At 28.4% G+C, this 26,370-nt stretch carries 25 protein-coding genes; 7 read left to right on the forward strand and 18 right to left on the reverse strand.

The features are described from left to right. The first annotated feature begins 17 nt into the window (after positions 1 to 17). Both ACAN_RS03115 and ACAN_RS03120 read left to right on the forward strand, forming a co-directional pair. Entirely contained in the window at positions 18 to 437 is a 420-nt protein-coding gene (locus ACAN_RS03115; protein ID WP_099334771.1) for a heme-binding domain-containing protein, read from the forward strand. Position 438: 1 nt separating this feature from the next. After that, positions 439 to 3,393, forward strand: a complete 2,955-nt coding sequence (locus ACAN_RS03120; protein WP_099334772.1) for a MutS-related protein — start codon at positions 439 to 441, stop codon at positions 3,391 to 3,393. Positions 3,394 to 3,411: 18 nt separating this feature from the next. Here ACAN_RS03120 and ACAN_RS03125 read toward each other — a convergent pair whose 3' ends face one another. The 8 genes from ACAN_RS03125 to ACAN_RS03160 form a co-directional block, all read right to left on the reverse strand. Continuing rightward, positions 3,412 to 3,921 carry an HPP family protein gene (locus ACAN_RS03125; RefSeq protein WP_099334773.1) on the reverse strand — a complete coding sequence of 170 codons (510 nt, stop codon included), beginning with the start codon at positions 3,919 to 3,921 and terminating at the stop codon, positions 3,412 to 3,414. 51 nt (positions 3,922 to 3,972) lie between these two features. Further along, positions 3,973 to 4,524: a TetR/AcrR family transcriptional regulator gene (locus ACAN_RS03130; protein WP_099334774.1), complete on the reverse strand. Its 552-nt coding sequence runs from the start codon at positions 4,522 to 4,524 to the stop codon at positions 3,973 to 3,975. A 58-nt stretch (positions 4,525 to 4,582) separates the two neighbouring features. After that, entirely contained in the window at positions 4,583 to 5,389 is an 807-nt protein-coding gene (locus tag ACAN_RS03135; RefSeq protein WP_099334775.1) for a DnaJ domain-containing protein, read from the reverse strand. A gap of 85 nt (positions 5,390 to 5,474) precedes the next feature. Next, positions 5,475 to 6,785 carry an MFS transporter gene (locus tag ACAN_RS03140; protein ID WP_099334776.1) on the reverse strand — a complete coding sequence of 437 codons (1,311 nt, stop codon included), beginning with the start codon at positions 6,783 to 6,785 and terminating at the stop codon, positions 5,475 to 5,477. A gap of 152 nt (positions 6,786 to 6,937) precedes the next feature. Next, the gene (gene hisA / locus ACAN_RS03145) at positions 6,938 to 7,645 is read right to left on the reverse strand and encodes a 1-(5-phosphoribosyl)-5-[(5-phosphoribosylamino)methylideneamino]imidazole-4-carboxamide isomerase (protein WP_099334777.1); all 708 of its coding nucleotides are present in this window, start codon (positions 7,643 to 7,645) and stop codon (positions 6,938 to 6,940) included. 24 nt (positions 7,646 to 7,669) lie between these two features. After that, positions 7,670 to 8,509 carry a TIGR01777 family oxidoreductase gene (locus ACAN_RS03150; RefSeq protein WP_099334778.1) on the reverse strand — a complete coding sequence of 280 codons (840 nt, stop codon included), beginning with the start codon at positions 8,507 to 8,509 and terminating at the stop codon, positions 7,670 to 7,672. Between the two features lie 13 nt (positions 8,510 to 8,522). Then, a complete protein-coding gene (gene hisH / locus ACAN_RS03155) occupies positions 8,523 to 9,134 on the reverse strand; it encodes an imidazole glycerol phosphate synthase subunit HisH (protein WP_099334779.1) in 612 nt (203 codons plus the stop codon). 30 nt (positions 9,135 to 9,164) lie between these two features. Further along, positions 9,165 to 9,737: a ComF family protein gene (locus ACAN_RS03160; RefSeq protein WP_099334780.1), complete on the reverse strand. Its 573-nt coding sequence runs from the start codon at positions 9,735 to 9,737 to the stop codon at positions 9,165 to 9,167. A gap of 97 nt (positions 9,738 to 9,834) precedes the next feature. Between ACAN_RS03160 and ACAN_RS03165 the strand changes: the two genes are divergently transcribed. Then, positions 9,835 to 10,383, forward strand: coding sequence for a YceI family protein (locus tag ACAN_RS03165; RefSeq protein ID WP_099334781.1), 549 nt, complete (start codon positions 9,835 to 9,837; stop codon positions 10,381 to 10,383). Between the two features lie 42 nt (positions 10,384 to 10,425). On the opposite strand, the gene lepA is transcribed toward ACAN_RS03165, so the two are convergent. The 7 genes from lepA to ACAN_RS03200 all read right to left on the reverse strand — a co-directional run bounded on the left by lepA (position 10,426) and on the right by ACAN_RS03200 (position 18,577). Beyond that, positions 10,426 to 12,213, reverse strand: a complete 1,788-nt coding sequence (gene lepA, locus ACAN_RS03170) for a translation elongation factor 4 (RefSeq protein WP_079577311.1) — start codon at positions 12,211 to 12,213, stop codon at positions 10,426 to 10,428. Positions 12,214 to 12,326: 113 nt separating this feature from the next. Continuing rightward, positions 12,327 to 13,358 carry an OmpA family protein gene (locus tag ACAN_RS03175; protein ID WP_099334782.1) on the reverse strand — a complete coding sequence of 344 codons (1,032 nt, stop codon included), beginning with the start codon at positions 13,356 to 13,358 and terminating at the stop codon, positions 12,327 to 12,329. A gap of 77 nt (positions 13,359 to 13,435) precedes the next feature. Then, positions 13,436 to 14,368 (reverse strand): ribose-phosphate pyrophosphokinase, encoded by a 933-nt coding sequence (locus ACAN_RS03180; protein ID WP_079577313.1) that lies wholly within the window; start codon positions 14,366 to 14,368, stop codon positions 13,436 to 13,438. A gap of 188 nt (positions 14,369 to 14,556) precedes the next feature. Next, the gene (gene mnmA, locus ACAN_RS03185) at positions 14,557 to 15,591 is read right to left on the reverse strand and encodes a tRNA 2-thiouridine(34) synthase MnmA (RefSeq protein WP_099334783.1); all 1,035 of its coding nucleotides are present in this window, start codon (positions 15,589 to 15,591) and stop codon (positions 14,557 to 14,559) included. A gap of 245 nt (positions 15,592 to 15,836) precedes the next feature. Then, a complete protein-coding gene (mnmA, locus tag ACAN_RS03190; protein ID WP_099334784.1) occupies positions 15,837 to 16,934 on the reverse strand; it encodes a tRNA 2-thiouridine(34) synthase MnmA in 1,098 nt (365 codons plus the stop codon). A 66-nt stretch (positions 16,935 to 17,000) separates the two neighbouring features. Further along, positions 17,001 to 17,495, reverse strand: coding sequence for a 2-amino-4-hydroxy-6-hydroxymethyldihydropteridine diphosphokinase (gene folK / locus ACAN_RS03195; RefSeq protein ID WP_099334785.1), 495 nt, complete (start codon positions 17,493 to 17,495; stop codon positions 17,001 to 17,003). A 56-nt stretch (positions 17,496 to 17,551) separates the two neighbouring features. Continuing rightward, positions 17,552 to 18,577 (reverse strand): M24 family metallopeptidase, encoded by a 1,026-nt coding sequence (locus ACAN_RS03200; RefSeq protein WP_099334786.1) that lies wholly within the window; start codon positions 18,575 to 18,577, stop codon positions 17,552 to 17,554. Between the two features lie 66 nt (positions 18,578 to 18,643). Between ACAN_RS03200 and aroQ the strand changes: the two genes are divergently transcribed. The 4 genes from aroQ to ACAN_RS03220 all read left to right on the forward strand — a co-directional run bounded on the left by aroQ (position 18,644) and on the right by ACAN_RS03220 (position 22,635). Beyond that, complete coding sequence (aroQ, locus tag ACAN_RS03205) at positions 18,644 to 19,117, forward strand: type II 3-dehydroquinate dehydratase (protein ID WP_099334787.1); 474 nt, start codon at positions 18,644 to 18,646, stop codon at positions 19,115 to 19,117. Between the two features lie 5 nt (positions 19,118 to 19,122). Continuing rightward, positions 19,123 to 20,346: an aminofutalosine deaminase family hydrolase gene (mqnF, locus tag ACAN_RS03210; protein ID WP_099334788.1), complete on the forward strand. Its 1,224-nt coding sequence runs from the start codon at positions 19,123 to 19,125 to the stop codon at positions 20,344 to 20,346. After that, positions 20,339 to 21,223: a signal peptide peptidase SppA gene (gene sppA / locus ACAN_RS03215; protein WP_099334789.1), complete on the forward strand. Its 885-nt coding sequence runs from the start codon at positions 20,339 to 20,341 to the stop codon at positions 21,221 to 21,223. Before mqnF ends, sppA begins: the two co-directional genes overlap by 8 nt. 155 nt (positions 21,224 to 21,378) lie before the next feature. Next, positions 21,379 to 22,635 (forward strand): DEAD/DEAH box helicase, encoded by a 1,257-nt coding sequence (locus tag ACAN_RS03220; RefSeq protein WP_099334790.1) that lies wholly within the window; start codon positions 21,379 to 21,381, stop codon positions 22,633 to 22,635. A gap of 49 nt (positions 22,636 to 22,684) precedes the next feature. Here the strand turns inward: ACAN_RS03220 and ACAN_RS03225 are convergent, their stop codons facing one another. From ACAN_RS03225 to ACAN_RS03235, 3 genes are all read right to left on the reverse strand, one after another. After that, positions 22,685 to 23,887 carry an acetate/propionate family kinase gene (locus ACAN_RS03225; protein WP_099334791.1) on the reverse strand — a complete coding sequence of 401 codons (1,203 nt, stop codon included), beginning with the start codon at positions 23,885 to 23,887 and terminating at the stop codon, positions 22,685 to 22,687. Positions 23,888 to 23,921: 34 nt separating this feature from the next. Beyond that, positions 23,922 to 24,920: a phosphate acetyltransferase gene (gene pta / locus ACAN_RS03230; protein WP_079577323.1), complete on the reverse strand. Its 999-nt coding sequence runs from the start codon at positions 24,918 to 24,920 to the stop codon at positions 23,922 to 23,924. A 227-nt stretch (positions 24,921 to 25,147) separates the two neighbouring features. Beyond that, on the reverse strand, positions 25,148 to 26,341 hold the full coding sequence (locus tag ACAN_RS03235) for an acetate kinase (RefSeq protein ID WP_099334792.1): 1,194 nt from the start codon (positions 26,339 to 26,341) through the stop codon (positions 25,148 to 25,150). Between the last annotated feature and the right edge of the window lie 29 nt (positions 26,342 to 26,370).

Below are 26,370 nucleotides of genomic sequence, written 5' to 3' on the forward strand. Positions count from 1 at the left end.
ATCAACTAGGATTTTATATGAAAAAAGCACTTCTTATTTTTTTAATTATTTTTGTAGTTATGCAATTTATAAGACCAGAGCAAAAAAATGAAAAAATAGTAAAAGAGCTAGAAATTGTTGCAAAGCCTGAGGTTATGAATTTGTTTAAAACTTCATGTTATGATTGCCATTCAAATAAAACAAATTGGCCTTGGTATTCTCAAATAGCACCATTTTCTTGGGTTATTACATCTCATATAAATGAGGGAAGAAATGCTTTAAATTTCACACAATGGAATAACTATGATAAGAAAAAGCAAGAAGAAAAATTAAGATCAATTTATAAAAAAGTTTATGCAGCAATGCCACTTAAAAGTTATATAGCTTTCCATGAAGAAGCAGATTTAACAAAAGAGCAAAGAGAAATGATTAGAAACTGGACTGGAGTGAGAAGATAAATTGAGACAAGAAGTTCAAGAACTATTAGATGATAAAAAAATTTTACTTACATATACATATTTTAAACTTCAAAAACTTTTTGAAGAAAAATATGGTAAAAATACTATTGTTCTTATGGAAATAGGAACTTTTTTTGAAGTTTATGAAGTAAATAATGATAAAGAACAAATAGGTAAAGCAAAAGAGATTGCTGAGCTTTTAAATATACAACTAACAAGAAAAAACAAATCAATTTTAGAAAATTCTCAAGATAATCCTATCATGGCAGGTGTTCCTGCTATATCTTTTGATAAACACCTTTCAAGAATAATAAATGAACAAAAATATACAGTAGTTGTTATAAGACAAAGAGGTCTTCCTCCTAAGGTCTCAAGATATTTAGATACAGTTATTAGTCCAGGAACAAATTTTGATTTTGTAGTTGACCAAGATGAAAATAATATTACTTCTTTAGTTGTTGATCAAGTAAAAGGAATTTATTTAATAGGATATAGTGCAATTGATGTAACAACAGGTAAGTGCTATTATAATGAAGTACATGGTACAAGTGAAGATAAGTTTTATGCACTTGATGAAGCTTTTAACTATATGAATATGCATAAAACAAATGAAATAGTTGTAACTTTTGCAGATAAAAATATAAATCAAAAAGAAGTGATTGATTACTTAGAGTTAAAATTAAAAACTTTTCATATTGGAAGTTTTAGGCCAAAAATTACTTATCAAAATGAATTATTTAAAAATGTATTTAATATTCAATCACTTCTTACTTCAATAGAACATCTTGATATGGAAAGAGTGCCTTTAAGTAGTGAAAGTTTAGCTATATTAATTGATTTTGTTATTGGTCATGATTCAAATATTGTTCAAAAACTATCAATGCCTATAAAACTTGATATCTCAAAATATATATATTTAGGAAACAATGCATTAGAGCAATTAAATATAATAGAAACTTCTCATAATCCAAGTTTAATTAAACTTTTAAATAATACTTCAACAGCCATGGGAAAAAGACTTTTAAAAGAAAGACTAACTCATCCTGTAAAAGATACAAAAGAGATATTAAGAAGATTTAATTTATCAAAAGAGTTATTTGATTATTATGCTCCAATAGAAAATGAATTAGCAAATATTTATGATATTGAAAGACTTACAAGAAGAATAAAACTTGCAAGATTACACCCTTTTGAATTAAACTATTTATATGACTCTTTATTAAGTATAAAAGAAGTCGTAAAGTTTATGGAAAGTTATAAGTTTTTTACTCCTCCTTGTAGTTCTAAAGAGTTGGAACTTTTTATAAATTCAATTGATTCTACTTTTGATTTAGATATATCTGGTAAGTATATGTTAAAAGATGTAGAAGCAAATATGGTTTGCGAGGGAATAAATGTTCAAATTGATGAATTAACTAGACAAAATGATGAACTTTACTCAAAATTAGAGTTATTAAAATCACATATTTTAACATATTTAAAAAGTGATGATAAAAATCAAGTAAGTATAAATAGACTTGATAAAGAGGGCTTTTATTTAGCACTTACTAAAAATAGATACAATCTAATAAAAGATGAATTACTAAATTCCCATATTATTATAGATGATGAGCTTTTATTAGTTAAAGATTTTAAAATAAAAGTGCAAACTACAAATGTGAAAATATCGTGCAGTTTAACAGAGACTATTTCAGATAAATATGTACATAATCTAAGAAAAATAATAGAATTAAATAAACTTGTATTTAAAGAAAAACTAGTAGAGTTTGAGAAAAAATTTGCAATATTATTAGAAGAACTTGTACAGTTTATAGCAGAGATTGATTTAACAGTTTCAAATGTAAAAACAGCTAAAAAATATAATTATACATGCCCTAAAATAGTAAAAACAAAAGATGATGAAAACTTTTTAGAGCTAGTTGAGCTTAGACATCCTATTATTGAAGCAAATGAAGAACAAGGTATTTATGTTCCAAATGATGTGGTTTTAGGAGAGCTAAGTTATGCCTCAAAAGAGCAAAAAAACAATGTAATAGTAAAAAACTCAAACCCTTTAAATATAACAGATAATAAAATGCATGGAGTTTTACTTTATGGTATAAACTCATCTGGTAAATCTTCGCTTATGAAATCAATAGGAATTGCTGTTATTTTAGCTCAAGCAGGTTTTTATGTACCTGCAAAATCTATGAGATTTTCAGTTTTTGATGCAGTTTATACAAGAATTAGTGGAGCTGATAATATTGCAAAAGGTTTATCTTCATTTGCTGTTGAGATGCTTGAACTTAAAAATATTTTCAATAGAGCAACAAAAAAATCATTGGTTTTAGGAGATGAGATTTCTCATAGTACTGAAACTATGAGTGGTTTAAGTATTGTTGCAAGTGCTATATTAAAACTTGCAAAACTAGAATCAATTTTTGTTTTTGCAACGCACTTACATCAATTACCAGAGATAAAAGAGATAGAAAAACTAAGAAATATTATCTCTTTACATCTATCAGTTATGTATGAAGATAAAGAAGATAAACTTATTTTTGATAGAAAACTAGCCTTTGGAAGTGGTTCTTCTATGTATGGATTAGAGTATGCAAAATCACTTCATATGGATAAAGAGTTTTTAAGCGTTGCAAATGATATTAGAAAACGTTTAACAGATGATTATGATAAAATAGAAAGACTTACACAGAAAAAAACCTCAAAATATAATAAAGATGTTTTTGCCTCAACTTGTGTAATATGTGGAAAAGCTTGTGATGATGTTCACCATATAAAAGAGCAAGCAAGAGCAAATAAAGATGGCTTTATAGGTCATATGAATGCAAATCATAAGTACAATCTAATTCCTTTATGCAAAGAGCATCATAAATTAGTTCATGAGGGTAAAATCAACATAAATGGTTTTGTAGCAACCTCAAATGGTTTGGAGCTTCATTATACAAGTTTAGAAGAGTAAAGAAAAATATCTTTACTCTTATATCCAATAGTTTGGATAGACTCTTTTTTTGTGTAAATTATTATAAAAAACACCAACTAAAATTATAATAGTAGCTCCTAAAGCTGTTGGAAAAAATAGAAAATTCCAAGATGAACCCATTATAAATACAATAACTGGATTTGAACCTGCTGGGGGATGAACTGTTCTTGTTAATAACATTACTGCAATTGCTAAAGCTAAAGCAAGAGCTAAACTCCACCAATAATCACCAACAAAATGAAAAAAGAATAATCCCATAAATGTTGATATTACATGACCAAAAAAGATATTTCTTGGTTGTGAAAAAGGACTATCGCTAAATCCAAATAGCAAAACACAAGTAGCTCCAAATGAACCCATGATAAATATATTTTCATAACTATTTGTAAGATAAGCAACAACAGATATTGCAATAAATGCACCAATAAAAGCAAAGGCAACTTCAATAGCATTTGCTTTTGGTGGAAGCTTTGCATTATTTCCTTTTATTTTTTTTATGTAATTCATAAACTCTCCTTAATCAAACAAACGATTGTTTGGTAAAATAGGCAAAAAAATTTAAACTTTAGTTAATAGGTTTTTTCCTATTTTTAAAAGTCTTTTTTTATTGTTTGTTAGATTAAACATAATAATAGAACCTTGTAAAGAACAAATATATTCATATGCTAAATCTTGTGCTTCATTTTTAGGGTATTTTTCTTCTAAAATTTTGGCTAAACAATCTTCCCAAGTTTTAAAATAATCTATTATGACTGTTTTGTATGCTTCATTTTGATTAGAAACTTCAGTTGCTAAATTTGCTAGTAAACAACCTCCATTACTATTTAAAAAATATTCATCAGTTTTTTTAACTATTTTTTCTAACTTTTCTTTTGTAAGTAGTGTTTCATCTTTTATTGAAAAAATATTTTTATCAAAGTATTCACTTATATATTTAAGTGCTTCAAGTCCTATCTCATCTTTATTTTTAAAATGATGATAGATACTTCCTTTTATCAATCCACATTCATCTGCAATATTTGCCATTGAAGTATTAGAAAAACCTTGAGTTTTAAAAAGATTAATTGCTTTGTTTAGTATCTCTTCTTTTGATGTTTTTTTTATTGCCATACTTTTCCCAAACGATAGTTTGATAAAATTGTATCATTTATTTCTTTTAATGTCAAAATTAATTTTTATTTTCATCTTTTATAACTTGATAAGCTTGGTTTATCTTTTGTGTTTTTGCTGTTGCTTCTTCCATGTAGCTTTCATCTTTATCTTGTGAACTTATAATATCTGGATGGTATTTTCTAATTAATTTTCTATATGCTTTTTTTATAGTGTTCATATCATCACTTTGTTTTACTTCTAAAATCTCATAAGCTTCTTGTAAACTCATTGTTTCTTGCTTATTTTTCATCATATTTTCAAACTTATTAACAATCTCATCATATACGCTAGGTTCTATATTTAGCTCTTGCATGATTTCATGTAAAACTTTTTTTTCATCTTGACTAATTCCACTATCTATATAAGCTAATTGAATTAAAAAACTCAAAAACTGTTTACGCTTAATAATACTACGACCTAATATTTTATTTAAAGCTTGAGCGATTTCTTTAGTATTTCCTTCTTTTTGTTTCTCTTCATTGAAAATCTCTTTCATTATAGCTCTTGCTTTTTCTTTTTCATTGAAAATTTTAGAGATATCATCAAACATCATACTAATTAGTTGTGCTTCAAGTTCTTGTACTCTTCCATCTGCTTTAGCAACTTTAGCAACAAGGGCAACAAAAAGCCCTAGTTGACTTTTTTCAAAAGACTCTTTTGATTTTACTAACTTGTTTAACTCTCTTTTAGCATAAAATCTATATAGTTTAAATGCTATATATAAAGAAGCAATAATTGAAAGTGTTATAACTATATTTACTATAAATGCATAATAAAAGATTACTAAAAAGATTGCTAAATATATCCATTTTTTTAATTTCATTATTTATCCATTTTAAATTTAATTTTTAAGATTATATCTTTTTAACCTTATATTGTAGAAAATCTATTTATATTTTATTTGAGTCTTAATCTTCTTGTACTTCAGGAAGTTTATTTGCAAGATATATTGCTAAAACTCCAATAGTAGATAATAACAAAATGATTCCGCTAACTCCAATAAGTGAGCTTAATGTTCCAATTAATCCACTAAGTAGTAAAATAAAACCTATTAGTGTATTACTTACAGCTACATAATCAGTTCTTTTATTTCCTTGGGCCAAATCGACAATATAAGTTTTTCTTCCTATTCTTATACCTTGATAACCAATACTTAAAATAAAATAGATAATAGGCATAATCCAAATAATTGAAAAAAGTTCATCATAGAAAAAATCAATAAAAACAACTACAAAACCAACACTTGTGGCAATAGTTGCTCCTATAATCATAACTTTTTTACTTGATATATCAGAAAACTTACCCCAAAAATTTGCAGATAATAAATCAGCTAATCCACTAGAAAGTATAAAAAGACCTAATAAATAAGAGTTTGATTCAGAGTTTTGTTGAGCAATTATTACAAAAAATGGTGCAGATAATACAGAACATAAAAATAAAGCTCTTGTAATTACAAATAGTCTAAAAGGCTTATCTGTTTTTAAAATACCTAGTTTTGAAATAGCAACACTAAAAGCATTTCCACCACCATCAGTTTCTCCATCAAACTCTTTTATAAAAGCATAAACAATAGCTGCAAAAATCCAAAATAAGCCAGCTATTGAAAGAAGAATACTAAAGTTTTGTGATGAAAAAGGTTTCTCTCCATTTAGTAAGAAATATACACCCAAAACAACAACTAAAAGACCAGCAAGCATTGCTGAAAGACCATTTAAAGCTCCGCGCCTTGTTTTAGGAATAGTTTTTCCTAAAACATCTTTTGCAGCAACTGAACATAATCCCCTTGCTAAACTCATACCAACAAGAAGAGCAATAATAGCAAGACCTGCACTTAAACCTTGCATATTCCAAGCAACAATTGCAATACCAAACATACAAAGAGCTTGAAGTAAAGAACCTAAAGACCAAATCCATTTTCTAATAGGTAGTTTCCTAATATATGCTGCAATAAATAGTTGAGGTAAGAGTGAACCTGACTCTTTAATTGGAACTAAAAAGCTTATTAAATATAAAGGAGCACCAATACTTTGCATTATCCAAGGAAGTATAACTTTTGTATTAGCAACAGCATCTGCTAGTTTACTAAAAAAATAACTAATTATTGTAAGAAAAAAGTTACCAGGAACTACTTTACAAGCACTTTCATCAATTGCTTTACATACTCTTGCATCTTCTTCATTCGCAAGTTTTGAGTATAAGTTATCAATCTTTTTTTTCAAGCTATTGCCTTTTTGATTTTATGAAATTTTTTATTAATAAAATAGAAAAAAGTAGGGCAATCCCTAGATTTATATAAAAGCCTTGCATATTAGAATCTTCATAAAAAGTGTAGGCTAAAGCATAAAATACTAGGGATATAATTAAGCACATATTATAATATTTTAAAAGCTTCTTCTAAATCTAAACTACCTTCATAAAAGGCTTTTCCTACAATAACACCAGCAATATTACCATTGTTTTTACAGTTTATAATATCAGAAATATCTTTTACGCCACCACTAGCAATAGTATCTACTTTACTAGCAAGTGCAATATCTTGTGTAAACTCTACATTTACTCCACAAAGCATACCATCTTTTGAAATATCTGTACAAATAATAGCTTCAACTCCAGCACTTGCAAACTCATTTGCTAAATCAGTTGCTTTCATATTAGATACTTCTGCCCAACCCTCAACTGCAACCATTCCATCTTTTGCATCAATTCCAACTGCAATATTATATTTTGAAGCCATATCTTTAACAAATTGAGGATCTTTTACAGCAATTGATCCTAAAATTAATCTATCAACTCCAAGCTCTACATACATTTTGATAGTCTCTTCATCTCTAATTCCACCACCAAGTTCAATCTTTAAGTTGCAATTTTCTCTAATTTTTTTTATCTGTTCTAAATTAGCAGGTTTTCCAGCAAAGGCTCCATTTAAATCAACAATATGAACCCATTTGCTTCCAAGTTCTTCAAACCTTTTTGCCACTTGCCAAGGCTCATCTGAATAGATTTTTGCACTATCCATAAGCCCTTTACTCAATCTTACAGCTTTCCCATCTTTTAAATCAATCGCTGGTAATATATCCATATTAAATTTCTCTCCCTTTTTTAATTAAACCAAACTATCTACTGTTTCTTGTATATCTTTATATTTAAACTCAAATCCTAAATCTAATAATTTTTTAGGTACTGCATCTTGTCCATCTGTAAGTACTTTTGCACCTTCACTAAAAATTAACCTTAATGCAAACTCTGGAACTGGAAAAATTGTAGGCTTTTTAAGTGCTTTACCTAAAGCTCTTGTTAGACCTAAATTTGTTGTAGGTTTTGGTGCTGTTAGGTTAAATGTTGATGTTAAGTTATTGTCAATTACAAACTTATAAGCATTTAATAAATCATCAATATGAATAAAAGAGAAAGCTTGTTTCCCACTTCCTATTATTCCCCCAAGACCAAGTTTAAAAGGAGTTAGCATTTTTGCAAAAGCTCCTCCTTTTTTACCTAATACTATACCAAATCTAAAAATAGATACATTTGTTTGAGCTTTATGTGCTTCTTCTTCCCATCTTTGACAAAGTTTTGATAAAAAATCATCTGAGTATTTACCATCTTCTGCATAAGTGTCTTTATTATCATAAATTCCAACAGCAGAAGTTGAAATAAGTAATTCAGGTTTTGTTTCCACACTATTTATAGCTTCTACTAAATTTGAAGTAGTGTTTATTCTACTTGAATAAAGTAGTTCCTTATACTCTTTTGTCCATCTATTTATGATATTTGCACCTGCTAAATTTATAACTATATTGCTTGATGATACTATATTTTGAAGTTCTTGTTTATTATTTAAAACCTCTCTATTTATAGCAACTACTTTATAACCTTGTTTTTCAAAGAAATTTTTAAGGGAAGTCCCTACAAACCCACTTGCACCTGTTATTGCTATAGTTTTCATAATATCTCCTTTATTATAATTTTATATTTATAAAGTTTTCAAGAATTTTCAATCCATTATCATGAGATTTTTCAGGGTGAGGCTGAAAACCAAAGATATTATCTTTATTTACAGCACTTGCAAACTCATATCCATAAGTTGTTTTACCTATGATATTTTCTTCACTTGTAACTGCATGATAAGAGTGTACAAAGTAAAGATAAGGGTTTGTTAAACCCTCAAAAAGTTTGTGTTGCTTATTTTCAATAGTGTTCCATCCCATATGTGGAATTTTGAAATCTTCATGCATTTTAGATTTGTCAAATTTTTCAATTTTTCCTTTGATTAACCCTAAACCCTCAGTGTGTCCAAACTCTTGTGAACTTTCAAAAAGTAGTTGCATCCCAAGACAAATTCCAATCATTGGTTTTCCACTTTTTGCAAACTCCATTACAGCCTCTTTCATGCCAGTTGAGTTTAGATGTTCCATAGCATCAGCAAAAGCCCCAACTCCTGGTAAGATGATTCTATTAAAGTTTTTTAACTCTTCTGGGTCTTTTATAATCGATGCTTTAGTATCCAAAAGATGGCAAGCATTATATACACTTGCAAGATTTCCCATATTATAATCAATAATTCCTATCACAATTTCGCCCTCTAAATAAAATAAATTATACTAAATTTTTGCATCAGCTAGGGTTAAAGAAAAGATAACTTGATTATTTTTTTTCTTTAAAACTTTTTTCGCTTCTAATATTGTAGCACCTGTTGTGATTAAATCATCACATATAATTGTTGTTTGATTATATAAATTTGATAGTTTGAAATTCCTTGGATTATCTTGTCTATATTTTAAATTTTTCCCTGCATATTTTACTTTATTTGTTGCTTTTAAACAGTTTGTTTTTGCTTGTATATATTTTGATTGTAGATGTTTAGTTAGTATTGCAGTATGTGAAAACTCATGCCTTGTATGATCATCAATTGGTATTGCATAAACTTTATATTTAAAATCAAAATTTTGTGCAAATTTTTCAAAAGATAATTTTGCAAGTATATTATAAATTCTATCTCCATAAAAGTAGTATTTCGAGTTTATCAAATCTTCTATATCACTTAGAGCATAAAATGAGTAATTAAAAAAATTCTTATCAATTTCTCTTTTATGAAAAGAGGGTTCAAGATATTTTTCTTGGCAACTTTTACAAATAATAAGAAAAGATAGTTTTTCACATGATATACATCTCATATAAAATAATACTATAAATTATTTAAAATAGTATTTAATTTATAATTATTATCTTAAATAAATTTTAAATTATATATGATAAATGAAAGGAGTTGTTATGAAAATAAAATTACTAATTGGAATCTTTTTCTTATTTGCATTTGTATCTTTAAATGCATATGAGTTAGATGGTGACTTAAAAGTACAATGGACAGGATATAAAACAGAAAAGAAAGTTGGTGTATCTGGTACATTTAAAAAAGTTGATTTACAGATAAAAAGAAGTGAAGATTTTACTAAGTTTTTAAAAAGTGCAAAAGTAGAAATAGACTCTTTAAGTTTGGAATCTGGTTTGAAAGTTAGAAATAACAGTATGGTAAATACGCTTTTTTCTTTAAAAAGTTCAGAAAAAATTCTTGCTTTTATTTCAGATGTTAATACAAATACTAAAAGTTTAACATTGAAATTGACTATGAATGAAGTAACAAAAACTGTTCCTATGAAATATGAAATAAAAGATAAAAAAGTTATAGCAAGTGGAGTGATTGATATTTTAGATTATAGTATGAGTGAATCTTTCGCAAAATTTGCTAAAGAGTGTTTTGATTTGCATAATGGGAAAAGTTATTCAGAAGTTACTATATCTTTTGAATTACCCTTTAAATAATAGTAAATAACAAGCAGTATATTCTACTGCTTGTTAAATTATTTAGATTTTAAGTACTGCCATAAAAGCTTCTTGAGGTACATTAACCTTACCAATAGCTTTCATTCTTTTCTTACCAGCTTTTTGTTTTTCTAAAAGCTTTCTTTTTCTTGTAATATCACCACCATAACATTTTGCAGTAACATTTTTTCCCATTGATTTTACAGTCTCTCTTGCAATAATTGTTGTTCCTATACTTGCTTGAACAGCAACTTCAAATAATTGTCTTGGAATTAACTCTTTTAATGCTTTAATAAACTCTCTTCCTCTTGCTACTGCTTTATCTTCTGGTACAATAATAGAAAGTGCATCTACGATATCTCCTGCAACTCTTACATCAAGTTTTTTAAGATTACCTGGTCTAAAACCTATTGGTTCATAATCAAAAGAGGCATAACCTTTTGAAGTAGATTTTAATTTATCATAAAAATCCATTACTATTTCATTCATAGGAATATCATATTCAAGTAAAACTCTTTTACCTAAATAGTCCATTTTTACTTGAATTCCTCTTTTTTCATTTACTAGTTTTATTACATTTCCTAAAAACTCATCAGGTACTAATATTGTTGCTTTTACATATGGTTCATAAATTGTTTCTATATAGTTTGGTTCTGGCAATTCTGATGGATTTTGAATCTCAATTTTCTCTCCATCTTTTTTTTCAATTTGATATACAACAGTTGGTGCAGTTGCAATTAAATCAAGATTGAATTCTCTTTCAAGTCTTTCTTTTATTACTTCCATATGAAGCATTCCTAAAAATCCTGTTCTAAAACCACTTCCAAGTGCTGCTGAACTTTCAGGTTCAAATGAAATAGAAGAGTCATTTAGTTGCAATTTAATAAGAGCTTCTCTTAAATCTTCAAACTTATCAGTTTCAATTGGATAAAGTCCTGCAAAAACAAATGGTTTAACAGGCTCAAATCCAGCAATAGGTTTTAATGTTGGATTTTTTGCATCTGTCATTGTATCACCAACTGCAATTCCATCAAGAGTTTTAAGTCCAAGAACTACAATACCAATCTCACCTGTTTGTATTTCATTTGTTTTTTCTCTTTTTATTGGGTGAGGGTACATCAAATCAAGTACTGGATGTTCAACTTTTGTGTTCATCATCTTTAATACTTGACCTTTTTTAATACTTCCATCATAAACTCTCACAAGAGCTAATGCACCAAGATAATTATCAAACCAAGAGTCATAAATAAGTGCTTTAGTAGGTGCATTTTCATCTCCATTTGGTGCAGGGACTCTTTCTACAATAGAATCAATTAACTCTTTTACACCAAGACCTGTTTTTGCACTAACTAAATTATGTTCAGTACAATCTAAACCAATAGCTTCTTCTGTCTCTTCTAATACTCTATCTGGATCAGCTGAGGGTAAATCTATTTTATTTACAACTGGAAGTAATTCTAAGTCATTATCAAGTGCAATATAAACATTTGCAATTGTTTGTGCTTCAACTCCTTGAGTTGAATCAACAATTAATAAAGCTCCCTCAGAAGAGGCTAAACTTCTACTAACTTCATATGAGAAATCAACGTGCCCTGGAGTGTCAATAAGATTTAGTATATATACTTCATTGTCTTTTACATACTTTAATCTAACACTTTGAGCTTTAATAGTAATACCACGCTCTTGCTCAATATCCATTGTGTCCATCATTTGAGCTGACAGTTCTCTATTTGTAACAGCTCCACACTCTTGGATTATTCTATCAGCAAGTGTTGATTTTCCATGGTCAATATGTGCAATAATACTAAAATTTCTAATGTTTTTCTGCAAAGTAGCATCCTATTTTATTATATTTTACGCGATTATATCTAAAGTAATGTTATGTAGTTATTAAGTTATTGTAGTTATTAAAAGATAGGTTTACCTATCTTTTAATTATGTTTTTATTTTACGATTGTAGCTTCTACTCTTCTATTTTGAGCTCTACCTTCTTTTGTAGCATTAGTTGCAAGAGGTTTTGACTCTCCATATCCATGCCATTTTAATCTTTTTGCATCAATATTATATGCTTTTAATGCATTAACTGTTGAAGCTGCTCTTCTTTCAGATAGTTTTTGGTTATATTTTTCTGTACCAATTGAATCTGTATGTGCTTCAATTTTTGCTTTTGTTGATGGGAATGATTTCATAAATTCCGCAAATTTTTTGATTTTTGACTCATACGAGTTATTAATTTTTGCACTATCAAAAGCAAAGTTAATATTTAAATCTGTTTTTAAAGAACAACCTTTTTCATCTACAAAATCACCTTTTGGTGTATTTGGACATTGATCTTTTGAATCAACTACTCCGTCATTATCACTATCTAATTCTACTTTTTTAGTTTGAACTTCTTTTTTAGGTTCTGGTTTAACTTCTTGTTTTACAGGCTCTTGTTTTGTTACATTTGTAGCTTTTTCCCCAAATGGAATTGCTAAACCAAAAGTATAAAGTAAACTATTGTCTCCATGATCAGTTTCAATCATATGTCTTACATCTGTTTTAAATATTAAATCATCACTGATGTTATATCTTAAGCCTACACCATAGTTACCAAATAGTCCTGTTTCATTTTTATATGCTTCATGTCCAAATACTTCAACACCAGCACCTATTAAAGTATATAGTGAAGTATTAGTTGTAAGATCATAGTTTTTGATTACATTTGTAAAGATTCTTGAGATTGAAGTATCTCCACCTTTATCATAATCAACATCACCCAAACTTCTTAAAAAACCTAGTTCTATTTGATCAAACATGCTTTCTTCAAGATTAAATCCTAAACTTAATCCACCAACTCCGTAGTGATCATCAAGAGTAGTATTTCCCTCAGTTACAACTCCCCCAACTAATGGAGTTACTTCATATTTGTAAGAACTATCTGCTGCAAACATTAAGCTTGCACATAATACTGTTGATAATAGTACTTTCTTCATAATTTTCCTTGTTTAATTGTTTTTTATACTATAATAGCAAAAACTTAATGATAATACATTTAATTATTCATATTAACTTAATATTTAAAAATCGAGTTAACTGATTCATTATTATGAATTCTTTTTATTGTTTCTCCAATAATTTCTGATGCAGTTAAAACTGTAATTTTATCTGATTTTTGTTTTGCAGGGATTGTGTCTGAGATTACAAGTTCATCTAAAACACCATTTTCAATTCTTTCATATGCTGGACCACTTAATACTCCATGTGTACAACATGCCATAACTGATGTTGCACCTCTTTTTTTAAGTGCTTCTGCTGCTTTAACTAAAGTTCCAGCAGTATCAACCATATCATCAACTAAAATTACATCTTTACCATTTACATCACCAATGATATTCATAACTTCTGCAACATTAGCTTGTTCTCTTTTTTTATCTACAATTACTAAGTCATAGTCAAGTTTATTTGCGTAACTTCTAGCTCTAGCAACACCACCAATGTCTGGACTTGCAATAATTGGATTAGCTAGTTTTTTTGATCTAATATATTCTACAAACATAATTGAACCAAATAAATTATCAACTGGAACATTAAAAAAACCTTGAATTTGTGCAGCGTGTAAATCAATAGTGATTACTCTGTGTATTCCAGCTTTTTCTAATAAATCAGCAACTAATTTTGCAGAAATAGGAACTCTTGGAGCAGCTTTTCTATCTTGTCTTGCATATCCATAGTATGGTATTACAGCTGAAATTGATTTTGCACTAGATCTTTTTAATGCATCAATCATAATTAATAGCTCCATTAAGTTATCATTTGCAGGAGCACTTGTTGGTTGAATTATAAATACATCTTGTCCTCTTACACTCTCTGTAACTTGAACAGAAATTTCTCCATCACTAAATTTATTTAGCTTAGCTTCACCAATTGGTTCTTTTAAGTATTCTCCAACTTTCTTGGCAAAATCAGGATTAGCTGAGCCACTAAAAAGTTTAAAACATGACATTATTTTTTTCCTTGTGTTGAGTATTTGTTTATTGCGATTTTATCTAAATAGTTCTTACATTGAATTTATATGTATATATAAAAAAAATTTACTACTAAAAATTTGAGATTTAAGTGTTATTTTAAGGTGTTTTGTAATTTTTTCATATAATTCAAAAGAGGGTGGTTTCTCTTTTAAATTACACAATATTATTTAAAAGCTTTTGTAATCCAAGCACTTCCAATAACTTTTTCATCTATATAAAATACTGCTAATTGACCAGTTGCAACTCCAAATGCTGAATTTTTAAGTTTAATAGTTGCTCTATCATCTTTAATACTTACTTCACAAGGAAGTAAATGGCTTCTATATCTTAATTTTACACCACATTTAAAGTTTGTATCATCAACATACATATTTAAATTATTTGCTTCAACTGTATTTATTTCTAATGACTCTTTTTTTCCAACAATTATAGTATTATCTTTTGCATTTAAAGATTTTACAAAATGTGGTTCATGTGCACCATGAACAGTAAATCCTCTTCTTTTGCCAATAGTATAATGCATATAACCTTTGTGCGTTCCTACTTCATTTCCCTCTTCATCAAATACAATACCTGGTTGATCTATATTTGCATGTTTTTTAATAACATCAGTATAGACTGTATCTACAAAACAAATCTCTTGTGATTCATTTTTTTCTGTAATTTTTTTATAAATATCACCTAATTTTGCACCAAATTTTATAATGTCTTCTTTTTTATATGTACTCATTGGAAACATCATAAAAGGTAATGCTTCTTTATCAACTTGTGAAAGGAAATAACTTTGATCTTTTGTTTTATCATCAGCTTCATAAATAAACTCACCATCAGTTTTTGCATAATGTCCTGTTGCTAAATATGAAGCATTATGCTCTTTTGCAAAATCTAACATTTTTCCAAATTTAATTTGTCTATTACACTTAACACATGGATTAGGTGTAGTTCCTTCTAAATATGAATTTACAAAATAGTCATAAACTTCTTTTGTAAAATCTTTTGTAATATCTAATATATGGTATTTAATATCAAGGTGTTTTGCAACATTGTCTATGTAGCTGATATTTGACTCATGATATCCATCTGTTCTATTATGAAGTTTCAAGTACACACCCTCTACTTCAAAGCCTTCTTTTTGTAACATGTAAGCTGTAACTGATGAATCAATTCCACCACTCATTCCAACCATGACTTTTTTCATATTCTGCCTTTAAAATTTTCTATTTTGAAACTATAAATTTAATAAAGGAATAATCACTGATTCTGTATTGCCTAATTTATAAAGAACTAGAGTCCTTCATGTTTATAATTAATGTGATATTTAATTTTTGGTTTTAGGCGTATCTTGAAAGGATCGCTTTCTTCCATATATAAGTTATAATCTTTACATGAATTTAGTAAGAAGTTAATCTTGTAAAGATTATAAAAAAGTGAGATTATAGCATATTAATTGTAATTACTGATAAATCCGCCACCTAAACAATAATCACCATCATATAAAACAAGACTTTGCCCTAAAGTTACAGCTCTTTGAGGTTTGTCAAATTCAACAACTACTTTATCATCACTAACTTGTGTTACTGTACAAGCTTGTTTTTGTTGACGATAACGAATTTGTGCTATTAGTTTATCTCCAATTTTAGGAGGAACTTCAAGTACCCAATGCATATGAGTAGCTTCAACACTTTTACTCATAAGTAAAGGATGATTTGTATCTTGCACAATTGTTAATGTATTATTTTCAAGGTCTTTTTTTGCTACATACCAAGGTTTATGAATATGATTTTCACCTTCAGTCTCTTTAATACCTCCAACACCAATACCTTTTCTTTGACCTAATGTATAACAAATAAGCCCTTTGTGTTTTCCTATTACATTTTCATTTTCATCTATAATATCACCAGGAATTGCTTTTAAATGTTGTGTGATGAATTCATCAAATCTTTGATTCCCAATAAAACAAATACCAGTACTATCTTTTTTATCACTTACTGGTAAATTGTGCTCTTTTGCTATTTCTCTTACTTCTTTTTTAGTTAAATCTGCAAGGGGAAACATAGCTTGTGATAATTGTTCACTTGATAGTGCATGCAAAAAATAGCTTTGGTCTTTAGTATTATCTTTTGGTGTGTCTAAAACATAATGATCTTTATATTTAGCTATTTTAGCATAGTGTCCAGTTGCAATAAAATCTGCACCCATTTTTTTAGCTTCATTTAAAAATACATTAAATTTAATCTCACGATTACATAATATATCTGGATTTGGTGTAAGTCCTTTTTTTAAACCTTCTAAAAATACATCAAATACTTTAGTTTTATACTCTTCAACGAAATCTTTACCTTTTACTTCAATTCCTATTAATTCACCTACTTTTTTAGCATCTTCAAACTCTATACGATTAGGGCATTGACTACCTTTTATGCCATATTCCCAATTACGCATAAATAAGCCTTGTACTTCATAACCTTGCTTTTTTAATAGCAAAGCTGTAACTGATGAATCAACACCACCAGACATTCCTACAACTACTTTTTTTTTCATTTTATACCTTCTTTAAAATAATTGAACAAGAGGTGCTATTTTAAAACTTATAATTAACTCTATGCTCTATTTTGTTTTTAATTTATTCATATATTTTAAAGGAATAATCACTGATTCTCTGTTTGCCCAATCTTTGTGAGGAACAATAAGTTTTTGGGTATTAATTGTTTTATTATCAAAAAAGATAATATCAATATCCAAGGTTCTAGGCGCATCTTGAAAGGATCGCTTTCTTCCCAATCTATTTTCTAACCTTTGCATATTTTTTAAAAAATCATTTGGTGCGAGGTTAGTTTTAAGTTCAATTATACCATTTAAAAAGTTATTTTGATTTAAAAAACCAAATGGTGGATTTAAAAGTAAAGGACTAGTCATTATTATATCAAATCTTGTATCAGCTTTTAAATATAAGAATAACTTATCAAATCTTTTTTTTACATTACCTATATTTCCCCCAATACCAATAGTAACAAGATATTTCTTATCTGAATTAACTTTTTTAATGTATGGAAAATTACTTGTGTAAAATAGGGTTAAATTATCATCTAATTTTTTTAGCATTTTGCTCCTAAATATAAAATTGTGTAAAAAAGTCAAGTTTTGAAAAAACTTGATTTTTATAAAATTACTGCTTTTCCATCAATCATAGCAACAGTATCTTCTATTCTTACTCCAAATTCATCTGGTAAATAGATTCCAGGTTCAATAGTAAAAACCATATTATCTTCAATTATTGTGTCTGATTTTGATGTAATCATTGGAAATTCATGTATATCAAGTCCTACTCCATGTCCAGTACTATGAACAAAATATTTTCCATAGCCAGCTTGCGTTATTACATCCCTTGCTAAAGCATCAATTTTAGAAGCTTTCATTCCCACTTTTGCATTTTGTATAGCTGTTTGTTGAGCTTTATAAACTAAATCATATATTTTTTGATGTTTTTTATTTTTAAATTTTTGTTCTCTTTTAAAATTAAAATTTTCAAAATCAACATAAGAAGTACAAGTTCTATCTGAACAATATCTTTTATATTTTATTCCTGCATCAACTAAAAGTAAATCATGAAGTTTTAATCTTTTTTTTGTTGGTAGGGCATGGGGTTTTGCTGCATTTTCATTTATTGCAAGTATTGGTTCAAAACTTAAATTATATTTACCTTGTTGACTCATCTTTTCAATTGCTTTAAAATTCAAAAACTGTTCTTTTTGATTGTAAGCATTTTTTCTTATATATTTAGCAAGAGCTTTAAAACCCTCTCTTCCTAATTTTGCAGCTTTACTTAATATTGCAATTTCATCATCAGTTTTTATAATTCTTTTGAGTTTTGAAAAATTTGCTTTTTGAATAAACTCAATATTTAAATCTTGAACTAACTCAGAATATGCAAAATATGTAAAATCATTTGGATCAAATGTTAATTTTTTAATTTTGCTATCTTTTAAAAGAACTTTAGCAGTTTGAAGTAAATCTCTTGATTCAACAACTGTACAATTGTAAGCATACTCTTTTGCTTCAAGTACATATCTAGCATCTGTTAGAAAAAACTTTTCACTTCCTAGGCTTATAAAAATAACATTATCACATGAAAAACCGCACTCGTAGTAGATTGCATTTTCATCTCTTAGTATATAATTTTCCATAACTCATCTTTCATTAACGTAAATTTTAATATAATCTTATCAAAATTTTATAAAAGGAAATATAATATGAAAATTGCAGTAATTCAAGGACCAAATTTAAATATGTTAGGTGTAAGAGAACAGCATATTTATGGACCTATGACTTTAGAGCAAATCCATGAGCAAATGAAAGCAAGTGCTCAACAAAATAATGTAGAATTGGAATTTTTTCAATCAAACCTTGAGGGTGAGATAGTTGATAAGATACAAGAGTGTTTAGGAGAAGTTGATGGGATTATTATTAACCCAGCTGCATATTCTCACACTTCAATTGCAATCAAAGATGCTTTAAGTGCAGTTAGTTTACCAGTTGTAGAAGTACACATTTCAAATATATATAAAAGAGAAGAGTTTAGACAAAAATCTATTACAGCTGGTTCATCAACAGGAGTTATCTCTGGATTTGGACCATTTGGATATCATTTAGCATTAATTTCATTAATGCAAATTGTTTCAGAAGTAAAAGCAGTTCAAGAAGCAAATGACGCAAAAGAACAGTAATTATTATGAAAATAATAGCCGCAAAGTGGATAGTTACTTGTGATGAAAACAATAGTATCATAGAAAATGGTGCTATTGTTTATGATAAAACAATAAAAGAGATTGATACTCTTGAAAATATTTCAAAAAAATATCCAAATGAGACAATTGAAGAACTAGAAGATAACTCTGTTTTAATGCCAGGTCTTATAAACACTCATGTACACTTAGAATTTAGCTCAAATACGACAACTTTAAAATATGGAAATTTTATGTTATGGCTTAATTCTGTTATTGCTTCAAGAGATGAACTTGTACAAAAAGCAACAACAAAGCTAATATCAAAAAAATTAGAAATGATGAAAAAAAGTGGTACAACAACTATTGGAGCAATTTCTTCATATGGATTTGAGTTAGAAGCTTGTTTAAACTCACCTTTAAATACAGTTTTTTTCAATGAAGTAATAGGAAGTAAAGCAGATATGATTGATACTTTGTTTAATGATTTTAAAGCAAGGTTACAAAAATCTGAAGATAAAAAAAGTGAAAAGTTTTTTCCAGCAATTGCCATTCATTCTCCTTATTCAGTACATCCATTTTTAATAAGAGAGACTTTAAATATAGCAAAACAAAAAGATTATCCTGTTAGTGCACATTTTTTAGAATCAATTGAAGAGTATGATTGGTTGCATAAAGATGAAGGTGGTTTTTTAGAGTTTTTTAAAAACTTTTTAGGTGAAGAAAAAGCTGTTACAAAACCAATGAGATTTTTGGAACAGTTTAAAGGATTAAAAAATTTATCATTTACACATTGTGTTGAAGCAAGTAATGATGATTTAAATAAAATTGAAGAGTTAAATGCAACAATAAATCATTGTGTTACATCAAATAGAGTTTTAAACAATACTAAACTCGATTTGAGAAAATTGGATAAAATTGATTTTTCAATAGGCACAGATGGTTTAAGTTCAAATAACTCTTTATCTATGTTTGATGAACTTAGAAATGTGCTTATGATGCATAGTGAGTTTGAAATAAATAGTTTTGCAAAAAAGATTTTAAAAGCAGCAACTTTTAATGGTGCAAAGGCTTTAGGTTTAAATAAAGGCACTTTAGCAAAAAATAAAGATTCAGATATAATTGCTATAAAACTTCCAGATGCAATAAAGCATAAAGAAGATATTGCAACTCACATAATATTACATACAAAATATGTGAAAAAAACTATAATAAGGGGAATTGATGCGTGATTTTTTTAGATTCATGTTTTCACCAATAATTGCTATTTTAGACTTTGTTACTAAATATTTTAAAACAATTGTTTTCTTAACAATAATGTATTTTATTGTATTTGATGCAAATGATTCAACAATGAATAATATGCAAACTGCAAATTTACAAAAAATTGAGTTAAGTGGTCCAATTATGGACTCAACAAAAGTTTTAGAGCAAATAAATAAAGCAAAAGAAGATAACAACATAAAAGGTGTACTTTTTGTAGTTAATTCACCTGGTGGTGCAGTTGCTCCCTCAGTTGAAATTGCATATGCAATAAAAGAGCTAAAAGAGTTAAAACCAGTTGTAGCATATGCAAGTGGAGTTATGGCTAGTGGAAGTTATTATGCTTCAATTTGGGCAAATAAAATTATTGCAAACCCAGGAAGTATGGTAGGTTCAATTGGAGTTATTTTCCAAGGTGCAAATGTAGAGGAACTTATGCAAAAAATTGGAGTTAAAACTCAAACTGTTAAAATTGGAAAATACAAAGAAGCTGGAACGCCTACAAGAGCATGGGAAAACTTTGAAAAAGCAGAGTTAGAAAAAGTTATAGATGATACATATGATATGTTTATAACAGATGTAAGTAGTGCAAGAAAACTTAAAAAAGTAAATCATAAAGAGTTTGCTGATGCACATATTTTTACTGCAAGACAAGCTAAAGAAGTTAAATTAGTTGATGAGGTAGCTACACTATCTTTTGCACAAGATGAGCTTATAAAATTATCAAAAGTTTCAACACCTATATGGAAAAAACAAGATAAATTTGATAAGTTTATTGACAAAGTTATAAATCAAGCAATTACAAACTTTTCTATTAGATTTATGGATGGTTTAAAAGCTTATTAATTAGAATTTAAAAGATAAAGAAGAGATAAAATTGAAATATTTATCTTTTCTTTAATAATTGTGATATAATACACAAAAACCATAGTAACTAACCTATATATTCTTCATAAAACACGAATAATTTACTTGAATTACTAAAATACCAAAGGTCACATATGTCATTTTCACAATTAGGATTAAATCCTAATATTTTAAAAGCAGTAAAAGAGCAAGGCTATACAAGCCCAACTCCAATACAAAAAGAATCAATACCAGTTATACTAAATCATAAAGATGTTTTAGCAGCTGCACAAACAGGTACTGGTAAAACAGCCGCATTTACTCTTCCATTATTAGAAAAAATGAGTCAAAAACCCAATAATAAAGGGCAAAAATCTTATATAAAAGCATTGATTTTAGCACCTACAAGAGAGTTAGCCTTACAAGTTTCTGAAAATATACAAACTTATAGTAAGTATCTTTCTTTGAAAACAGCAGTAATATTTGGTGGAGTTGGAATAAGTCCACAAAAAGCAAGTTTACGAAAAGGTGTTGATATTGTTATTGCAACACCAGGTAGGCTATTAGATCACATGTCACAAAAAACAATAGACTTATCAAGAGTTGAATTTTTAGTTCTTGATGAAGCAGATAGAATGTTAGATATGGGATTTATTCATGATATTAAAAAAGTTGTTGCAAGTATCCCAAATAAAAGACAAACACTTCTTTTCTCAGCTACTTTTTCACCTGAAATTAAAAAATTATCAAATTCATTTTTAGATAATCCTAAATTAATTGAAGTTGCAAGAAGCAATGCTTTATCAGAGCAAGTCTCACAAGTTGTTCATTATGTACAAAAAGATAAGAAAAAAAATCTTTTAGCCTTTTTAATACATACTCAAAAGTGGAATCAAATTTTAGTTTTTACAAGAACAAAACATGGTGCAAATAAGTTAAGTGAATTTTTAAATAAAAGTAATATTCCCTCATTAGCAATTCATGGAAATAAATCACAAGGGGCAAGAACAAGTGCACTAAGTGATTTTAAATCAAAAAAAATAAGAGTTTTAGTAGCTACTGATATTGCAGCAAGAGGTATTGATATTGAACTTTTACCCCATGTTGTAAATTTTGAGTTGCCAAATGTTCCTGAAGATTATGTTCACAGAATAGGAAGAACAGGTAGAGCAGGGAATAATGGTATTGCTTTATCTTTAGTTTGCGATGAAGAGAGTCAATATTTAAAAGATATTGAAAGACTTACAAAAATATCTATTCCTGTAAAAGATATTGAAGGCTTTACTGTTCCTTTATTAAAAAAAGTTAATAAAAAAAGTGATAGTAAAAATAGAACTAATAGAAGAGATTCAAATAAAAAAACTACAACTAGTCATCGTAGAAGTACTAGAAGTAGAAATAGTTGTAGATAAAAAAAGCAAGGCTAAAATGCCTTGCTTTTTTTTGTGAACTATCTTTGTTCTATTTTTCAAGTCCAGAAACAATTTTATATGTGTCATTTGCAATAACAAACTCTTCATTTGTTGGAATAACAAAAATTCTAGCAGCAGAACTATTTGTTGCAATATCTCTAGCTTTGTTTGATCTTTTATTATTTTTAGTAGGATCAATATTTAATCCCATTCCATCAAGTCCAGCACATACTATTTCTCTTATTAAAGCAGAATTCTCCCCAATTCCACCTGTAAAGCATAATGCATCTATACCATCAAGTGCAGCAACATATGAACCAACATATTTTTTAATATTATAAGCAACCATATCAACAGCTAACCTACACTTATCGTCACCTTCTTGCATTCCATCAAGAACTTCTCTTAAATCAGAAGATTTTCCAGAAATCCCTAAAATCCCAGATTTTTTATTCATTAAATCAAGTGTTTCATTTATTGTCATTCCCTCTTGACTCATCATAAATGAGATAGCACCAGCACCTACATCTCCAGCTCTTGTTCCCATCATAAGACCTTGAACAGGAGTAAGACCCATTGATGTATCTATACATTTTCCATCTAATACAGCAGATACAGATGAACCATTTCCTAAGTGGCATACAATAATTCTTGTATTATGTTTTTTGTCTAACATTCCCCTTGCTTCATTTGAAACAAAATAGTGAGATGTTCCATGAAAACCATATTTTCTAATACCATGTTTTGTATATTGATCATATGGTAAAGCGTACATATAAGCATAATCTGGCATTGTTTGATGAAATGCTGTGTCAAATACTGCAACATTTGGAATACCAGGCATTAGTTGTTGACAAATTTCCATACCCATAATATTAGCAGGGTTATGTAAAGGAGCTAATGGAATAAGTTTTTTCATTGCATCAATTACTTTATCAGTAACCATAACAGACGATGCAAACTCTTCCCCACCATGAACTGCTCTGTGTCCTATTGCTTCAATATCATTAATTGAGTCAATTACTTTACCCTCACCATCAGTTAATGTTCTTAACACAAGTTCAATAGCCTCTTTATGTGTAGGCATTGAAACATCAATTTTTAATTCTTGTTCATTTCCAAACTCATGTTTTAAAACACCATCAATCCCAATTCTTTCACAAATACCAGCTGCTAATACATCTTTTGTAATTGGGTTCATTAATTGATACTTTAATGATGAACTCCCTGCGTTTAAAATAAATACATTCATATATATATCTCCCTCATATAATTATTTGTTATTTTTAATCTTCTACTTGTGTTGCTGTAATTGCAACTAAATTTGCAATATCTTCAACTGAGCAACCTCTTGATAGGTCATTTACAGGTTTTGCTAAACCTTGAACAATTGGTCCGTGTGCATCTGCTTTTGCAAATCTTTGTACTAATTTATAACCAATATTTCCAGATTGTAAATCAGGAAATACTAATACATTTGCATTACCCGCAACACTACTTTCTGGAGCTTTTTTAGCGCCAATTGCTGGTATAATTGCAGCATCTGCTTGCATCTCACCATCAAATTTAAAATCAACATTTCTTTCTTTCAAGATTGAAACGGCGTCTTGAACTTTAGATACAAGTGGATGTTTAGCGCTTCCCATTGTAGAAAAAGAAAGCATTGCAACTTTAGGATCTAATCCAACAACATTTTTAGCAGTTGCAGCTGTACTTGCAGCTATATCAGCTAATTGTTCAGCATTTGGATCTGGTAAAACAGCACAGTCTGCAAATAAAATCAAGCCATTCTCTCCAAACTCTTTATCTTTTGTTTCCATAATAAATGTTGAAGATACAGTATTTATTCCAGGTGCAGTTTTAATAACTTGAATAGCAGCTCTTAAAACATCTGCTGTAGGTGAATTTGAACCAGCTACTAAACCATCGGCATCTTTTAATCTTACCATCATGCAACCAAAAAATCTAGGTTCATTTGTCATAATTTGTGTAGCTTCTTCTTTAGTTAGTCCTTTTGACTTTCTCAATTCAACTAATTCATTAACATAAGTGTCAATATTTTCAAATTTTTTAGGATCAACTATTTTAGCACCATCTATATTAGCTTCACACTTTTGTGCATTTGCTTTTATAGTTTCTTCATTTCCTATTAGGATAATATTTGCTGTTTTATCTTCTAAAACTTGCTGTGCAGCTTTTAATACTCTTTCATCTTCACACTCTGGAAGAACGATATTTCTAAGCTTCTCTCTAGCATTATTTTTAATACTATTTATTAGACTCATTTATATATCCTTTATTTATGATTCATAGAAAATTATAGATGAAAAGTATAGCAATAATATAGCATTAGCGTAGCATTTGAAAAAAAAATATATACATTGAATTAGTGATTGTATAATTTTTGTACATGGTTACCAAAAAAGTATAATTTTTGTGTGAGATTCCTTGATTATAAAAAGCTTTAAGTTTCTCAGCAAAAATAAAGTTACCTTTGCTGAGTCTATATTTTTTATAAATCTTTAACTAAATTATATGTGTCATTTGCAATAACAAACTCTTCATTTGTAGGTATAACAAAAATTTTTACTTTAGATTTATTTGTATTAACTTCTCTTTTTCCTGTTTGTTTTCTTTCATTTTTTTCTTTATCTAATAAGATGCCCATAAAATCTAAGTTTTCACAAACTTTTTCTCTAATTATACTTGCATTTTCTCCAACACCTGCTGTAAAACAGATTGCATCAAGTCCACCAAGCATTCCTGCATATGCGCAAATATATTTTTTGATTCTATTACACATCATATCAATAGCTAGTATGGCTCTCTCATCTGCATTTAAACTAGCTTCAATAATCTCTCTTAAATCAGAACTAATTCCAGACACACCTAAAAGACCAGACTTTTTATTTAAGTAATCTACTACTTCTTGTGCATTCATTTTCTTTTTTTCCATTAAAAAAGAGATAGCAGCTGGGTCAATATCTCCACTTCTAGTGCCCATTATTAATCCCTCAAGGGGAGTTAATCCCATTGAAGTATCAATTGACTTACCATCTTTTACTGCACAAATTGATGAACCATTTCCTAAATGACAAACTACAACTTTAGAGTTCTCTTTTTTTAATAACTTATTTGCCTCTTTTGAAACAAAATGATGGCTAGTTCCATGGAAACCATATTTTCTAAAAGCAAATTTCTTATAATCTTCATAAGGTACAGCGTACAAGTATGTACTAGGTTCCATAGTTTGATGAAATGCTGTATCAAACACAGCTACATTTGGCTTTCCTTTCATCAAGTCCATACAGATTTTAATACCCATAATATGCGCAGGATTGTGCAGTGGAGCTAAAGGAATTAATCTTTCAAGTTTTGTAATTACATTTTCATCAATTATTACAGATTTTGAAAAATACTCACCACCATGAACGACTCTATGCCCAATTGCATCTATGTCTTTTTCTACTGAATCAATAACCTTATGAGGTTTGGTTACTAAGGCTTCTAAAACTAGCTCAATTGCTTCTTTATGTGTAGGTAAATTTACATCTTTTTTAGTTTTAGTTCCATTTGACTCAATTGCTAATTTTCCATCTACTCCAATTCTTTCAGCAACTCCGCTAGCAAATACATCATGAGTTGCATGATTCATAAGTTGAAATTTAAGAGATGAACTCCCAGCATTTAAGATTAAAACTAACATACATAACACCTTTCTTGTAATTTGAAAAA

It is taken from the genome of Malaciobacter canalis (assembly GCF_008000835.1).
GTDB lineage: Bacteria > Campylobacterota > Campylobacteria > Campylobacterales > Arcobacteraceae > Malaciobacter > Malaciobacter canalis.

What these genes read in the sequence shown, in the direction of transcription:
- ACAN_RS03115 (WP_099334771.1), top strand. Translation starts at nt 18, where the DNA reads ATGAAAAAAGCACTTCTTATTTTTTTAATTATTTTTGTAGTTATGCAA.
- ACAN_RS03125 (WP_099334773.1), bottom strand. Translation starts at nt 3,921, where the DNA reads ATGAATTACATAAAAAAAATAAAAGGAAATAATGCAAAGCTTCCACCA.
- ACAN_RS03130 (WP_099334774.1), bottom strand. Translation starts at nt 4,524, where the DNA reads ATGGCAATAAAAAAAACATCAAAAGAAGAGATACTAAACAAAGCAATT.
- ACAN_RS03135 (WP_099334775.1), bottom strand. Translation starts at nt 5,389, where the DNA reads ATGAAATTAAAAAAATGGATATATTTAGCAATCTTTTTAGTAATCTTT.
- hisA (WP_099334777.1), bottom strand. Translation starts at nt 7,645, where the DNA reads ATGGATATATTACCAGCGATTGATTTAAAAGATGGGAAAGCTGTAAGA.
- ACAN_RS03150 (WP_099334778.1), bottom strand. Translation starts at nt 8,509, where the DNA reads ATGAAAACTATAGCAATAACAGGTGCAAGTGGGTTTGTAGGGACTTCC.
- ACAN_RS03160 (WP_099334780.1), bottom strand. Translation starts at nt 9,737, where the DNA reads ATGAGATGTATATCATGTGAAAAACTATCTTTTCTTATTATTTGTAAA.
- ACAN_RS03165 (WP_099334781.1), top strand. Translation starts at nt 9,835, where the DNA reads ATGAAAATAAAATTACTAATTGGAATCTTTTTCTTATTTGCATTTGTA.
- ACAN_RS03175 (WP_099334782.1), bottom strand. Translation starts at nt 13,358, where the DNA reads ATGAAGAAAGTACTATTATCAACAGTATTATGTGCAAGCTTAATGTTT.
- ACAN_RS03180 (WP_079577313.1), bottom strand. Translation starts at nt 14,368, where the DNA reads ATGTCATGTTTTAAACTTTTTAGTGGCTCAGCTAATCCTGATTTTGCC.
- mnmA (WP_099334783.1), bottom strand. Translation starts at nt 15,591, where the DNA reads ATGAAAAAAGTCATGGTTGGAATGAGTGGTGGAATTGATTCATCAGTT.
- mnmA (WP_099334784.1), bottom strand. Translation starts at nt 16,934, where the DNA reads ATGAAAAAAAAAGTAGTTGTAGGAATGTCTGGTGGTGTTGATTCATCA.
- folK (WP_099334785.1), bottom strand. Translation starts at nt 17,495, where the DNA reads ATGCTAAAAAAATTAGATGATAATTTAACCCTATTTTACACAAGTAAT.
- ACAN_RS03200 (WP_099334786.1), bottom strand. Translation starts at nt 18,577, where the DNA reads ATGGAAAATTATATACTAAGAGATGAAAATGCAATCTACTACGAGTGC.
- aroQ (WP_099334787.1), top strand. Translation starts at nt 18,644, where the DNA reads ATGAAAATTGCAGTAATTCAAGGACCAAATTTAAATATGTTAGGTGTA.
- mqnF (WP_099334788.1), top strand. Translation starts at nt 19,123, where the DNA reads ATGAAAATAATAGCCGCAAAGTGGATAGTTACTTGTGATGAAAACAAT.
- sppA (WP_099334789.1), top strand. Translation starts at nt 20,339, where the DNA reads ATGCGTGATTTTTTTAGATTCATGTTTTCACCAATAATTGCTATTTTA.
- ACAN_RS03220 (WP_099334790.1), top strand. Translation starts at nt 21,379, where the DNA reads ATGTCATTTTCACAATTAGGATTAAATCCTAATATTTTAAAAGCAGTA.
- ACAN_RS03225 (WP_099334791.1), bottom strand. Translation starts at nt 23,887, where the DNA reads ATGAATGTATTTATTTTAAACGCAGGGAGTTCATCATTAAAGTATCAA.
- pta (WP_079577323.1), bottom strand. Translation starts at nt 24,920, where the DNA reads ATGAGTCTAATAAATAGTATTAAAAATAATGCTAGAGAGAAGCTTAGA.
- ACAN_RS03235 (WP_099334792.1), bottom strand. Translation starts at nt 26,341, where the DNA reads ATGTTAGTTTTAATCTTAAATGCTGGGAGTTCATCTCTTAAATTTCAA.